Raw genomic sequence first — 13840 nt, 5'->3', positions numbered from 1 at the left:
GTTCAAAGGCCAACTGCTGCCCTGCGATTGATCTAATCAACAAGGCCGAGGTCGTCCATTTTGGGATCAAGGGGCGATGGCCCCTTGAGAATATCCCTGATCTTCAGCGCTGCGTGGTCTGCCAGTTCGCGCTGCGCACGAAGGGCATCTCGCTGGCGGCCAGCGTCTCGCGGCCCATCACGAGGTCCGCGCCGCGTTCGGCGAGCATGATCGTGGGTGCGTTGAGGTTGCCCGTGGTGATCGCGGGCATGGCCGAGCTGTCGATCACGCGCAGGCCCTGAACGCCGCGCACGCGCAGTTCGGGGTCCAGCACCGCCATCGGATCGCCGTCCGCGCCCATCTTGCAGGTGCACGAGGGGTGGTAGGCGCTTTCCACGTTGTCACGCACGAAGGCGTCGATCTGTTCGTCGGTCACGACATCGGCGCCCGGCTGCATCTCGCGCCCGGTGTAGGGGGCAAGGGCTTCCTGCGCGAAGATCTCGCGGGTGAGGCGCACGCAGGCGCGCATCTCTTCCCAGTCCTCGGCGTGGCTCATGTAGTTGAAGCGGATTTCGGGCGTGTCGAGCGGCCCGGCCGAGCGCAGGCGCACCGTGCCCCGGCTCTTCGAGCGCATCGGGCCAACGTGGGCCTGGTAGCCGTGGCGGTCGGCCATCGAGGAACCGTCGTAGGACACTGCGAGCGGCAGGAAGTGGTACTGGATGTCCGGGTACTCGATCCCGGCGCGCGAGCGGATGAAGCCGCAGCTCTCGAAGTGGTTGGTCGCGCCAAGCCCTTCCTTGAGCGCCAACCACTGCGCGCCGATGCGCGCCTTGGCAATCGGGCCCATGGCCGAGAACAGCGTGATCGGCTGAGTGCATTCCATCTGGAAGTAGAATTCCAGGTGATCCTGCAGGTTCTCACCCACGCCGGGCAGGTCCTGGACGACCTCGATGCCAAGGTTCTTCAATTGCTCGGCCGCGCCAATGCCCGAGCGCTGGAGCAGCGTGGGCGAATTGATCGGGCCGCTCGCCACGATGACCTCGCGTGCGGCGCGCACTTCGCGCACCTCGCCGCCCTGCACATAGCGCACGCCGACCGCGCGCGTGCCCTCGAAGATGAGCTTGTCGGCGAGCGCGTGGGTCTCGACCGTCAGGTTGCGGCGCTTCATGGCGGGCTTGAGGTAGGCGTTGGCCGCGCTCCAGCGGCGGCCCTTGTGGACAGTCATGTCCATCCGGCCAAAGCCTTCCTGCTGCGCGCCGTTGTAGTCCGCCGTGAAGGGGTAGCCGGCCTGCTGCGCGGCTTCCGCAAACTTGGAGTAGAGCGGGTTCCTGAGCGTCCCGTACTTCGTGTTGAGCGGGCCGTTGCCGCCCCGGTAGGCATCGCCGCCTTCCTGGCGCGTTTCGGCGCGCTGGAAGTAGGGAAGGACGTGGGCGTAGTCCCAGTCTTGCGCGCCCAGGTTGTGCCAGCGCTCGAAGTCCATCGGGTTGCCGCGCACGTAGACCATGCCGTTGATCGAGGACGAGCCGCCCAGCACCTTGCCGCGCGGGGTGTGCATGCGCCGCCCGCCCAGGTGCTCCTCGGGCTGCGAATAATAGCGCCAGTCGTACTTCTTCATGTTCATCGGGTAGGACAGGGCGCTGGGCATCTGGATCAGCACCGAGCGGTCCGACCCGCCGAATTCGAGCACCAGGACGGTGGTCTTGCCGTCCGCGCTCAGCCGGTCGGCCAGCACGCAGCCGGCCGAGCCGGCGCCCACGATGACGTAGTCGAATTGCGCGTTCATGAAGGTGTCTCTGTCCGTTGGTCGTTCGGGGCTCAGTAGGGGGCGTCGACATCGCCCTTGGCGACGTAGACGCTCTTGAGCTGGGTATAGTGCTCGATCGCGGCGAGGCCGTTCTCGCGGCCCACGCCCGAATTCTTGTAGCCGCCGAACGGAAGTTCGATGGGGGTGACGTTGTAGTCGTTGATCCAGCAGCTTCCGGCCTGAAGCGCGGCGATCACGGTGTGCGCGCGCATCAGGTCGCGGGTGAATACGCCCGCGGCAAGGCCGAACTCGGTGTCGTTGGCGCGCGCGATCACTTCCTCTTCGGTGTCGAAGGGCAGGACCAGCATGACCGGCCCGAAGACCTCGTCGCGCACGATCGAGGCGCTGTCGTCCTCGGCCTGGAACACGGTCGGCTCGACATAGTAGCCGCGATCGTACTTGCCGCCAGTAAGGCGCTCGCCGCCCATCAGCAGCTTGACGCCCTCGCGCCTGGAGCGCGCGATGTGGCCCAGCACCAGGTCGAGCTGGGTCGCGCTGACAAGCGGACCGATATGCGTTTCGGGGTTGAACGGATCGCCAATGCGCAGCGCCTTGGTGCGCTTTTCCAGCCGGGCGAGGAAGTCCTTCAGCACCGAGCGGTGGACGAAGACACGCGTCCCGTTCGAGCAGATCTGTCCGGTCGAGTAGAAGTTCGCCATCATCGCGCCGCTCACCGCGTTGTCGAGATCGGCGTCCTCGAAGACGATCAGCGGGCTCTTGCCGCCCAGTTCCAGCGTCGTGGGCTTGAGGCCCTTGGCGGCCTCGCCCATGACGAGGCGGCCGGTGGGGACAGAGCCTGTCAGCGAGACCTTGGCGATGCCCGGGTGCGCGATCAGCGAACGGCCGGTTTCGCCATAGCCTTGCGCAACCTGGAACACGCCTTCGGGAAGGCCGGCTTCGCGGAAGATGCCTTCCAGTTCCATCGCCGTCATCGGGGTCTGTTCGGCGGGCTTGAAGATGAGCGCGTTGCCGCAGGCGAGCGCGGGCGCGGCCTTCCAGCAGGCGATCTGCATGGGGTAGTTCCACGCGCCGATCCCGGCGCATACGCCCAGCGGCTCGCGACGGGTGTAGCCAAAGGCCGCAGCGCCCAGATCCAGGAACTGGCCCGCCACGGTCGAAGCGATGCCGCCGTAGTATTCGAGGCAATCCGCACCCGAGATGATGTCGACCGCCTTGGTCTCCTGCACCGGCTTGCCGGTGTTGCGGGTCTCGATCTCGGCAAGGGCATCGTTGCGCTCGCGCAGGATGTCGCTGGTGCGGCGCAGCACGCGGCCACGCTCGGTACCGCTGAGCGCGGCCCATTCGCGCTGGCCTTCCTGCGCCTTGGCGACCATGCGGTCGATATCCTCGGCGGTGGCGACGGGAAGGTCGGCAATGGTCTCGCCGGTCGCGGGGTTGACCGGGCGCACGGTGGCGGGGACCGAAGCGGCGGCGATCGGGTGGCGCGCGAGCGAATCCTCGACCACGAAGTTGAGCATCTCGCGCGCGGCTTCGGGGTCGACCTCGTTCCAGCTCGAGAGCGCGCCGCGAAGCCACACGCCGTCGATCATGGCGGCGATGAGGGCGGCGGTCTTGCGCGCTTCCTCGGGGGTTTCCATGGCGCGCAGCGCGTGGGTGAGGTTGGAGAGCATGCGCTTCTGGTAGGCGCGCTGCACGCGGTGGAGGCGCGGGTGCTGGAGCGCCTGCCCCCAGAAGGCGAGCCAGGCCATGCTGGTGCGCAGGTCGATCTCGGTGCGCGAGAGCGAGGCGTCGATCACCGCCTGGACGCGCGCGCGCGGGCTGTCGGCGGCGATCATGCGCAGGCGCACCGCATCGCCGTGGCGGAAGGCAAGGGCACGGAACGCGGCTTCGAGCAGGCCGTTCTTGTCCTTGAAGTAATGCGCGACAAGGCCGGGCGAGACGTCGGCGCGCTTGCCGATCTCGGCGAGCGTGGTGCCGGTGAAGCCCACTTCGGCGAGCGAATCGATTGTCATCTCGATAAGCTGGCGCGCGCGGGCATCGTGCCTTGACGGAGCTTTCGTTGTCGCCGAACCTGTTGCCATGATCTTGTCCTGAATGACCGTTCAATTGATTTGGGCGTCAGCTATACCTCTCGCCGTAGCTTTGCAAGTCTTGGCTGAAAAAGGTGGAAGGTCGCCATTGAATAAGCCTTCAATGGCGTTATAGGCGCAGGGCATCACGCGAATTCAAGGAAGCCTATGCGCCGTCTGGCAACGCGACTTCTCCTGGCCCTCGGCCTCCTCTGCAGCTTTGTCCTGGGATCGAGCGCGGCCATTGCGGCCGCCGATCCCCCGGCCTGCCGTGCGGTGCGGCTGGCGACGTAGGCTGGACGGATGTCACCGCGACGACAAGCGTGGCTTCCGAGGTCTTGCGCGAGATCGGCTACAGGCCGACCACGCGGGTGCTCTCGGTGCCGGTGACGTTCAACGGCATGGCGCGCGGCGATGTCGACATTTTCCTTGGCAACTGGATGCCCGCGCAAAAGAGCCTGATCCAGGGGCACATCGAGGACGGCACGCTCGAACGCGTGCGCGCCAACCTCGTCGATGCGCGCTACACGCTGGCGGTCCCGGCGTACCTTTATGAGGAGGGCCTGCAGAGCTTTGCCGACATCGCGCGCTTTGCCGATGAACTGGACCACAAGATCTACGGCATTGAGCCGGGCAATGACGGCAACCAGCTGGTCATCGACATGATCGGGCGCGACGCGTTCGACACCGGCGACTTCCAGGTGGTCGAGAGCAGCGAGCAGGGGATGCTCTCCGAGGTCGAGCGTGCGGTGAAGGAAAAGCGCGCCATCGTCTTCCTCGGCTGGCAGCCCCACCCGATGAACGAGCGCTTCGACATGAAGTACCTGGCGGGCGGCGACGATGTCTTCGGCCCCAACTTCGGCGGGGCTACGGTGAGTACCATCGTGCGCCGGGGCTACCGCGAGGAATGTCCCAACCTTGGCCAGTTCCTTGAAAACCTCTCCTTCGAGGTGGAAGAAGAGAACGCGCTGATGGGCCGCATCGAAGGCGGCGCCAACCCGCAGGACGCCGCGCGCGACTGGATCGCGCAGCACCCGGACCGCGTGGCGCAGTGGCTCGACGGTGTCACCACCTTTGCCGGCGAGCCCGCCGAGGCCGCGATCAGGGCCAGCAAGCAGACCGGGCCCAGCCATTCGTGGCTCACCGCGAACAAGATCCCCGTTGGCGCCTCGATTGCCGTCGTGGTGGACTGGATCAAGGCGCACAGCGGCCTGCTCGACATCGTCTCGGGCGCGGTGAGCGCGGGCGTCGATGGACTGACGGGCGTGCTTCACGCCGTCCCCCCGCTCCTTTTCGTGGCGCTCGCGACGGTGCTCACCTGGTTCCTGCGCAAGTCCTACGGCTTCACCGCCTTCGTGCCGCTCGCGCTGCTCTTCATCATCAACCAGGGCTACTGGGATGAGACGGTCGACACGCTCGCGCTCGTGGTCTTTGCTGCCGCGACGTCGACCGTGATCGGCGTTCCCATCGGCATCTGGGCGGGGCACCGCCCGCGCGCTTACGAGTACCTGCGCTCGGTGCTGGACCTGATGCAGACGCTGCCGACCTTCGTCTACCTGATCCCGACGCTGGTGATTTTCGGGTTGGGCGTGGTGCCGGGCCTCATCTCCACGATCATCTTCTCGCTGCCCGCGCCGATCCGCCTTACCCAGTTGGGCATCGCGTCCGTCCCGCGCCCGCTGATCGAGGCGGGCGAGAGCTTTGGCGCAACGAAGCGCCAGCTCCTCTTCAAGATCGAGCTTCCGGCCGCCGCCGGATCGATCCTGGCGGGCGTCACGCAGTGCATCATGCTCAGCCTCTCGATGGTCGTCATCGCCGCGCTGGTGGGCGCAGGCGGCCTGGGTGTGCCGGTGGTGCGCGCGCTCAACACCGTGCAGGTGGGCATGGGCTTTGAGGCGGGCTTCGCCATCGTCCTGCTCGCCATCATTCTCGACCGCGTGACCCGGCGCGAAACCAAGGGAGACAGCTGATGGCCACGGCGATCGAATTTCGGAACGTCGACATCTTCTTTGCAAGCGGCCGGGGGCGCAAGCGCGAGGCTGCGCTCGCCCGCGCGCTGGAACTGGCCGAGGCGGGCAAGGAACGCGCCGCGATCAGCGAGGAGACAGGCGTGGTCCTGGGCGTCCACGACGCCTCGCTCACGGTCGAGCGCGGGCACATCTCGGTGCTGATGGGCCTGTCGGGCTCGGGCAAGTCGACGCTGCTGCGCGCGGCCAACGGCCTCAACGAGGTGACGCGCGGACAGGTCCTCGTCCATGGCGGAGAGGGCGAGGAGCCGGTCGACATCGCGCCGCGCGATCCCGCCACCTTGCGCGAAGTGCGCCGCAAGCGCATCGCCATGGTCTTCCAGCAATTCGCGCTCCTGCCCTGGCGCACGGTGCGCGAAAACGTGGCCTTTGGCCTGGAACTGCGCGGCGAGGACAAGGCGGCCATGGCCGCCCGCGTCGAGGAACAGCTGGAACTCGTCGGCCTCTCCGACTGGGCGGACAGCTATGCGAGCGAGCTTTCGGGCGGCATGCAGCAGCGCGTCGGGCTGGCGCGCGCCTTTGCCACGGATGCGGATATCCTTCTGATGGACGAGCCGTTTTCCGCGCTCGACCCGCTGATCCGCGCCAAGCTGCAGGACGACCTCCTGGAACTCCAGCGCGAGGTCCAGAAGACGATCCTGTTCGTCAGCCACGACCTCGACGAAGCCTTCAAGCTGGGCGACCAGATCACGCTTCTGGAGGGCGGGCGCATCGTCCAGAGCGGCAGCCGCGAGGAGATCCTCAACAATCCGGCGACCCCCTATGTCGCGAGCTTCCTCGAGCACATGAACCCGCTCCACGTGATGACCGGCGCCACGGTCATGCACCCGGTCGCGGAGCTGGAGGAAGTGGACGGCGGCCTGCTGCTCGACGAAGGCGGAAACTACCGTCTGGAAGGCGAACGGGTCCATTCGGATGCGGGCTGGCAGCCGGTCAACACCATCGCCGATCCCGAGGCGCAGGACACCTTCCCCGAAGGCATCGCGCAGGTTCCCGCCGAGACCAACGTGCGCACGCTCATGCAGATCGCCGCGCAGACCGACAACCCGGTGCTGCTCACCGAAGACGGCGAACTGGCGGGCGTAACCTCCAGCCAGGACATCCTCGACAAGCTGAGCCAGACCGGGCCGACGGGATCGGAGGATTCCGCGGCGCAGTAAAGAGGGGCGCACGGCAGCGCAGCGCAAGGCCGCCCTTCGGCTCGCACCTTCGAGGCCATCCTAACGCCGGTTCCTGCTGCCCCCTCTGATCTTGCGCCCTACGCCTGCCTCCGGCGCTCCGCTCCCCTCTCCCCTCTCCCCGGGAGCGCCGGGGGTAACGAAAATGGGCCGCTCGACAGAGCGGCCCTGGTGCGTTTCCGGCGAAGGTGCTTCTGACCAAAGCTGACTGGGCGCGTTTCCAGCCTGACGCAGCGACTGCGTAGGGCCGAACCCGACGTTCCGTATCACCTGGTGACGAGGGCGCAAAAGTAAGCTGCACAAAACTGCGCAGACAGGCTTTGCCTTGCTGCGGTCGCGTTCACTTGAAAGTTGTTGAGGGGTACTTCGCGGCTAGCTGATGGCTGGCGAAGATTTAACCCAAGACCTCTTGCGGGCAGACTTCGTGTCACTCCGGGCAAGGTTTGGTGTCAAGGGATAAGAGATGTCCGTTGACAGCCAAGTTGGCCTGACAAATCGGGTACATCCGGGGTTTTGTCACAAGGCTTTGACAGGGCTCTTGCCCGATGTGCCCCTATTTTGACAACCTGCCGACCCGATCCTGCGAAACCAATGGCTTAGCATGAATTGCGCAAGCCCTGCTCGCTCCACTGTTCCCGAAGGGGCCTTCCTCGGATGTTTCGCCTGGAGAGATCCCGCGTACGCCCTGTGGTCGAAAAACGCATCGATCTTGCCGGCAAGATAATCGCGGGTCTGCAAATGGCGGGCGGCGTGGGGCGGGCGTTTGGCACCGGCCCTATCGCGTGCGAAGTCGATGCTTGATTGCTCGCCGACCACAGTTGAGCGGTGTCTATGACCGTTGATTTCCACTGAGAAGTGACCCGGGGCGCGTATAAATTACCACTGAGAATTGACCCATGTTTTGCTCCCTTCCGGCTGCCAGTTGGAGGGTCTTGGAGTGATCGACATGGACTTACTCAGTGTGATCCGCCGGTGGCATTTCCGGCAGGGTATCTCCATTCGGGAGATCAAGCGCCGGATCGGCCTGTCCTGCAACACCATCCGCAAATATCTGCGCTCTGATACGGTTGAGCCCAGCTTCAAGGTTCCGTTGCGGCCCAGCAAGCTCAATCCCTTCACGGACAAGCTGGCGGCCTAGTTGCGAGTGGAATCCAGGAAATCCCGCAAGCAGAAGCGGATCGCCAAGCAACTCCAAGTTGATCTGGTGAAGCTTGGTTACGATGGCTCCTATAACCCATCACTGCCACATCCTGGAGACCGGAAGCGATAGCTTCCGCTTCCGCGCCAGCACCGCTGCGCCCAAAGCCAGAAAGGGCAAGCCCGCATCTTGAACCTGCCGATGAGCGGCTGCACATAAACCATACCCACCCGGGTCAATTCTCAATGGCGATCAACATCTGGGATATCAACTCCCAGAGGATTCCAGAAACCGGATAGCAACCCGTCGCCCGTGAAAAGCAAGGTCGCGAGTTGCAAGTTTGAATTGCTCAGGGCCAAGTTCGACAAAGTGTCTGCCATGGGATCGTCTACGGGCCCGTTGGCTCCACGCAGATGGAGAAACCAAGCCGCGAGGGCGGTCAGGAGACCGGGGCATTTACGTCCAGCAAGGCGTTGAGCTTCTAATGTTTCAAGCCAGCGCTGCGGGATCTTCTGGCTGCCGTCCATCGCGATCTGGACCAGTTTGTGGTTGAGTGCCGGATTTTCGAAGCGTGCGAGCAGTGCATCGGCATAGGTATTGAGGTCCTGCCCTGGCGCCGCCACGACGGTGGGCGCGGCCTCGTCGCGCATGATGCACTCTATGAGCGGGCGGATTGCGCCATCGCCCATCGCCTCGTGCACGTACGTGTGCCCGCGCTGGAGCCCGAGGTAGGCCAACGCCGAATGGGCGCCGTTGAGCATGCGCAGCTTGGCGGTCTCGTACGGCGCGACGTCTGCGACGAGCTGCGCGCCGAACTTCTCCCATGCCGGGCGCCCGCGCGCGAAGCGGTCCTCGATGACCCACTGGCTGAAAGGTTCGGTCATCACCGCGCCTTCGTCCAGGCAGCCGAGCAGCTGTGCCACCTCAGAGCGGTCGGCGCTCGTCGTGGCGGGCACGATGCGATCGACCATAGTCGAGGGGCAGGTGCATTCGGCCTCGAACCATTCGACGAGATCGGGCGCTTCGCGCGCGAGCCATTCGCGCATGAGCCGCGCCAGCTGGCGACCGTTGTCGGCAAGGTTGTCGCACGAGAGCAGGGTGAGCCCGCCGCATCCGGACGCCTGCCGTTCGCGCAGGGCATTGCTCAGGATCGGGTAGAAGCCGAGCGCCGCCGCGTCGAAATCGAGCGAGCCGTCGGCCTTGCGGCAATAGCCCTTCTCGGTGACGGTGAACGAGACGATGCGCGTCTGCGGGGCGGTGAGGGCGATGGCAAGGCGCGCTCTGGCGACACCCGCGACCAGCACTTCATGCACCGAACCGATCACCCGCGCGCTGCGTCCTTGGGCCGAACACTCGACCAGCGTGTAGAGCCCGTCCTGCGGATTGAGCTGCGCGGCAACGCCCGGCGAGCGCAGCGAGACACCGAGGATCGACCAGTCGCGCTCGCCCGCGTTCATGGCGGCATCGGTGTACCAGGCCTGATGCGCACGGTGGAAGGCACCGATGCCGAAATGGACGATGCCGACCTGTTGTTCGTTGCGATCATAGGCGGGAGCCGCGATGGAGGCGGGCAGTGTCTTGAGCGCGGATGCGCAAAGCCGCTCGCTCATAGTCGGTAGGCCTTCTTCACGAGGTTGTAGGCAAGGTCCTGCGCAACTTCGGCGGCCTCCCAGTCCTCGAGGCGATGCTCTATCACCAGTTCGGCGAGAAACCCGCAGTCTACACGACGGGCAACGTCGTGGCGCGCGGGGATCGAGAGGAAGGCGCGGGTGTCATCGTTGAAGCCGACGGTGTTGTAGAAGCCAGCGGTTTCGGTGGTCATGCGGCGGAACCGGCGCATGCCCTCGGGGCTGTCGTGGAACCACCAGGCCGGGCCCAGCTTGAGGCACGGGTAGTGGCCCGCAAGCGGCGCGAGTTCGCGCGCATAGGTGCTCTCGTCCAAGGTGAACAGGATGATGGAGAGAGCGGCCTCGTTGCCGTACTTGTCGAGCAGGGGTTTCAGGTTCGCGACATATTCCGTGCGGCTCGGCACGTCGGCGCCCTTGTCGCGCCCGAAACGCTCGAATACGCGGGCATTGTGGTTACGAAACGCGCCCGGATGGATCTGCATGACCAGTCCGTCCTCGAGGCTCATGGCCGCCATCTCGGTCAGCATTTGTGCGCGGAACAGTTCGGCATCTTCGGGTGTGAAGGTGCCGCTCGTGACTTTTGCGAAGAGCGCCTGGGCCTCGGCGCGCGGCAGGTCGGCGGTGCGCGGGGTCGGGTGGCCGTGGTCGGTCGAGGTCGCGCCCATCTGCGCGAAGAAGCGGCGGCGCTGGCGGTGGGCGGCAAGGTAGCCCGACCAGTCCAGGCAATCCTCGCCGGTGATCTCGGTGAAGCGCACGAGGTTCTCGCGGAAACCCTCGAACTCGGGGTCGATCACCGGATCGGGCCGGTAAGCGGTGACGACCTTACCCTGCCAGCCCCCGGGCCTTGCGTTCTCGGCCTTGAGCGAGGCGTGATGCTCGAGGCTGTCGAGCGGGCTCTCGGTGGTGGCGATGACCTCTATGCAGTACCGGTCGAAGAGTGCGCGCGGACGGAAGGCCTCGGTGGCGAGCTTCTCGGTGATGGTGTCGTAATAGTGGTCGGCGGTATCTGCGCCGAGCTGCACGTCGATGCCAAAGGCCTCGGCAAAGACCCAGTCGAGCCACATGCGCGAAGGTGTCGCGCGGAACAGGTGGTAGTTGTGCGCAAGCAGCCGCCATGCCTCGCGCGGGTCGACCTGCGGGTTGCGCACGCCTAGCGCCTCCATCGGCACCCCTTGCGAATAGAGCATGCGGAACACGTAGTGGTCCGGCACGAGCAGGAGCTGCGTCGCATTGCCGAAGGGCGCATTGCCTGCAAACCACGAAGGATCGGTGTGACCGTGCGGGCTCACGATCGGAAGCGTGGCGACGCTCTGGTAGAGTTCGCGCGCGAGGCTGCGGGTGGCGGGATCGGTAGGGAGAAGGCGGTCGGGATGCAGGTTGAGGGGGCGGGGCATCAGTCTTCCAGTGCTGTGAATTGGAAATCGCGGAAGCGGGCCTCGCCGCTTCCGGCCGCGTAGAGCCCAGGGCGTAACATCAAGAACCCTCCGCGTACATTGTGGTGGTAACCCGAGACTTCCATGCCCCGGTCGAAGCGCTGCCAGGATTTCCCGCCGTCGCCAGAGGTATGGATGGCGACGATGTGAGCCCGATTGGTCACGCGCATCTTCATGCGGCGCCCGTGCGGATTGGCGGGGCGCGCGCGCTCGATCCCGTACTGGTGCGTGACGAAGCGATCCGCGTCGAAGCCTAGCCCTGCATAGAGCTTATCGTCGTAGAACAGGACCAGCCCTGCGGTGCATCCCGGGTCGATCTCGATGTCGCATTCGAAGCGGTAGCTGGTGTCGCCCGCGATGAGCAGCAGCGGCGATCCGCTCGACGGCGCCGAGCCCTTCGCGGCGAGATGCAGCACACCGTCATTGCTCGTGCAACGCTGCGCCTCTTCGGGCGCGGGGCGGAAGAACGACCACCGCGAGCCAAGCGCGAGCGGTGCGGTGAAGCCGTCCGAGAGGGCCATGCCGTGGGGCAGTGCCTCACCCCCGCTGGGGCTGGCCAGCGGCGCGGCGAGGTCGCCGCCGGTCATGCGAAACCAGCCATCCTCGCTCCACGCGACATGGTCGAGCAGGCACTGTCGCCCGAGCGTCCAGAAGCCCGCCTCGTAGCCGTGGTAGAGCGTGTACCAGCGCGCATCAGGCCCCTCGACAAGCGAGGCATGGCCGCGCGACCACCAGGCCTCGTCGAGGCTTTCGGTACGCACCAGCGGGTTGTTGGGATGATGCTCCCAGGGCCCGTGGATCGAGGGCGCACGTGCGGCAATGACCATGTGCCCGGTCGGCGGTCCGGCGGTCCCGCCGACCGCGGTCAGCATGTAGAACCAGTCGCCATGGCGGTGGATCTTGGGCCCTTCGGGCGAGAACCCCTCGACGTCCCAGTCATCGGGATAGCGCCAGGGATCGTAGACGTGCTCGACCTCGCCCGCGCGCGCGAGGCCGTCATCGGAGAGCCGCACCCTGTCCCCGCCCGAAAGGAACAGCCAGCGCGAGCCGTCCTCGCCGACGGCGTGGCACGGGTCGATGTGGTCATGCAGGCCAAGCGCGACCGGATCGCTCCAGGGGCCGTCGATGTGATCGGACCAGATCACGTAGATGTCGTTGGGTTCGGCCTTGACCGGGATGTAGAGGAAGTAGCGTCCCGCGTGCTTCTCCAGGCTCACAGCCCAGACCGAACCGATGTTGCGGTGGAGGGCCGGCTTGCGCGGATGCCAGTTCACGAGGTCGCGACTGTGCCAGATGGTGAGGCCGGGATAGGAATCGAAGCTTGAGAAAGTGAGGTAGTAGTCCTTGCCATCCTTCAGGATCGCCGGGTCCGGGCGGTCGCCCGAGAGCACCGGATTGAGGAAGGTTCCGTTGCCGAGGTCCGCCTTGCGCTGGTTGTCGAGCCCGCGCGCCCATTTGCGCGGGGTTGCCGGGGCGGGCGGGAGGAGAGATGTTTCGCCCACCCCGGCAGCGGCAGCCGGACCAATCGGCACCGCCAGTCCCATCGCGCCAAGGGCCGTTGCCTTGAGCGCTTCACGTCTGTGCATTCCCTTGATCGTATCCTTCATCGTTTGTCAGCCCAGACCCACCGTCCGCGCCCAGGCGCGCCACAGGTCGGGCCAGACCTCGACCGGCTTGCCGATTGCCTTGCGCAGGCCGAAGCCGTGGCCGCCCTGCGCGAAGAGGTGCGTCTCGGCCGGGATTCCGCGCGCCTTGAGCGCGGCGCGCAGGCGCAAGGTGTTCTCGCTGGGCACGACGTCGTCGTCTTCGGCGTGAAGCAGGAAATGCGGCGGCGCGTTGGCGGGCACGTTGCGGTCGGGTGAATGCGCCGCCTCGAGCGCCGGAGTGGGCGCGGGGCCGAGCAGCAGGTCGCGCGAACCGGCATGCGCGATTACGGGATCCATTGAGACCACGGGGTAGACGGGCGCTGCGCAGATCGGCTTTGCCGAAAGCGTGTCGGCCTCGTCGACAGGCGCATAGACGCGCGCGGCGAAGCGCGCCGCGAGATCGGCGCAGACGTGGCCACCTGCCGAAAAACCCATGGCCGCGACGCGCTCGGGATCGATCGCGAACGCGGATGCGCGGCGGCGCACGAGGCGCATTGCGCGCTGCGCATCGGCGAGCGCGACATCCGAGCGGTTGGCCCAGCCCTCGCCAGGCAGGCGGTAGAACAGGACGAAGGCGGTGAAGCCACGCGCGGTGAGCCAGCGCGCCATCTCGTAGCCCTCCTTGTCGACTACGACATGCTTGTAGCCGCCGCCGGGCGTCAGCAGGACCGCCGCACCGTTGGATCGGTCGGGCCGGAATACTGCCATGCGCGGTCGGGTGATACCGAGCACCGCTCGGTCGGTGACCAGCTCATCACTGGAACGCTCGGTCACCGTTTCCTGTGGTGCCCGCGCGGGCATGCCGGGCGCGCCGGCAGGCCACAGGTCGATCGTCTCGCTTGGCTGCGGCAGGCCGGGTGCTCGCGGGCTGTCGGCCTGCGGTGGGCGTGTCTGCGCGTAGGTCCGTGTTGCCGAAAGAGCGAGCCCCGAGACGAGTGAGGCAGCCATGAACGACCGGCGGTTGATGGTCATGGTTT

9 protein-coding genes and 2 pseudogenes are annotated in these 13840 nt (G+C 66.1%); 5 read left to right on the top strand and 6 right to left on the bottom strand.

The genetic code is table 11. The annotated features are described in order from the left end of the window. Positions 1 to 103: 103 nt before the first annotated feature. Both betA and betB read right to left on the bottom strand, forming a co-directional pair. The gene (betA, locus tag MBENS4_RS05640) at positions 104 to 1762 is read right to left on the bottom strand and encodes a choline dehydrogenase (RefSeq protein ID WP_039389345.1); all 1659 of its coding nucleotides are present in this window, start codon (positions 1760 to 1762) and stop codon (positions 104 to 106) included. A 32-nt stretch (positions 1763 to 1794) separates the two neighbouring features. After that, entirely contained in the window at positions 1795 to 3825 is a 2031-nt protein-coding gene (gene betB, locus MBENS4_RS05635) for a betaine-aldehyde dehydrogenase (protein ID WP_084591965.1), read from the bottom strand. 156 nt (positions 3826 to 3981) lie between these two features. On the opposite strand from betB, the gene MBENS4_RS27145 reads away from it, so the two are divergent. From MBENS4_RS27145 to MBENS4_RS25270, 5 genes and pseudogenes are all read left to right on the top strand, one after another. Beyond that, the gene (locus MBENS4_RS27145; protein ID WP_255352640.1) at positions 3982 to 4107 is read left to right on the top strand and encodes a hypothetical protein; all 126 of its coding nucleotides are present in this window, start codon (positions 3982 to 3984) and stop codon (positions 4105 to 4107) included. Positions 4108 to 4136: 29 nt separating this feature from the next. Next, a complete protein-coding gene (choW, locus tag MBENS4_RS26080) occupies positions 4137 to 5783 on the top strand; it encodes a choline ABC transporter permease subunit (protein WP_199904343.1) in 1647 nt (548 codons plus the stop codon). Next, positions 5783 to 7000 (top strand): choline ABC transporter ATP-binding protein, encoded by a 1218-nt coding sequence (gene choV / locus MBENS4_RS05620; RefSeq protein ID WP_052322021.1) that lies wholly within the window; start codon positions 5783 to 5785, stop codon positions 6998 to 7000. The genes choW and choV overlap by 1 nt, the downstream gene beginning before the upstream one ends. Before the next feature lie 964 nt (positions 7001 to 7964). After that, positions 7965 to 8252 (top strand): annotated as a pseudogene (locus MBENS4_RS05615) (IS21 family transposase); the annotation flags it as partial. Beyond that, positions 8248 to 8349, top strand: a pseudogene (locus MBENS4_RS25270) (ATP-binding protein); the annotation flags it as partial. The pseudogenes MBENS4_RS05615 and MBENS4_RS25270, both read left to right, overlap by 5 nt. 49 nt (positions 8350 to 8398) lie before the next feature. On the opposite strand, the gene MBENS4_RS05610 reads toward MBENS4_RS25270, so the two are convergent. Genes MBENS4_RS05610 through MBENS4_RS05595 form a run of 4 tightly spaced genes read right to left on the bottom strand, consistent with a single transcriptional unit; the run spans position 8399 to position 13835 of the window. Beyond that, positions 8399 to 9766, bottom strand: a complete 1368-nt coding sequence (locus MBENS4_RS05610) for a mannitol dehydrogenase family protein (protein WP_039389340.1) — start codon at positions 9764 to 9766, stop codon at positions 8399 to 8401. Then, entirely contained in the window at positions 9763 to 11178 is a 1416-nt protein-coding gene (gene uxaC / locus MBENS4_RS05605) for a glucuronate isomerase (RefSeq protein ID WP_039389338.1), read from the bottom strand. Before uxaC ends, MBENS4_RS05610 begins: the two co-directional genes overlap by 4 nt. Beyond that, complete coding sequence (locus MBENS4_RS05600; RefSeq protein ID WP_039391803.1) at positions 11178 to 12803, bottom strand: family 43 glycosylhydrolase; 1626 nt, start codon at positions 12801 to 12803, stop codon at positions 11178 to 11180. The genes uxaC and MBENS4_RS05600 overlap by 1 nt, the downstream gene beginning before the upstream one ends. A gap of 27 nt (positions 12804 to 12830) precedes the next feature. Next, positions 12831 to 13835, bottom strand: a complete 1005-nt coding sequence (locus MBENS4_RS05595) for an alpha/beta hydrolase (RefSeq protein WP_039389336.1) — start codon at positions 13833 to 13835, stop codon at positions 12831 to 12833. Positions 13836 to 13840 lie beyond the last annotated feature (5 nt).

Origin of the sequence: Novosphingobium sp. MBES04, from assembly GCF_000813185.1 — a bacterium.
Lineage (GTDB): Bacteria > Pseudomonadota > Alphaproteobacteria > Sphingomonadales > Sphingomonadaceae > Novosphingobium > Novosphingobium decolorationis.
This window is presented reverse-complemented; position numbering and strand designations above follow the sequence as displayed.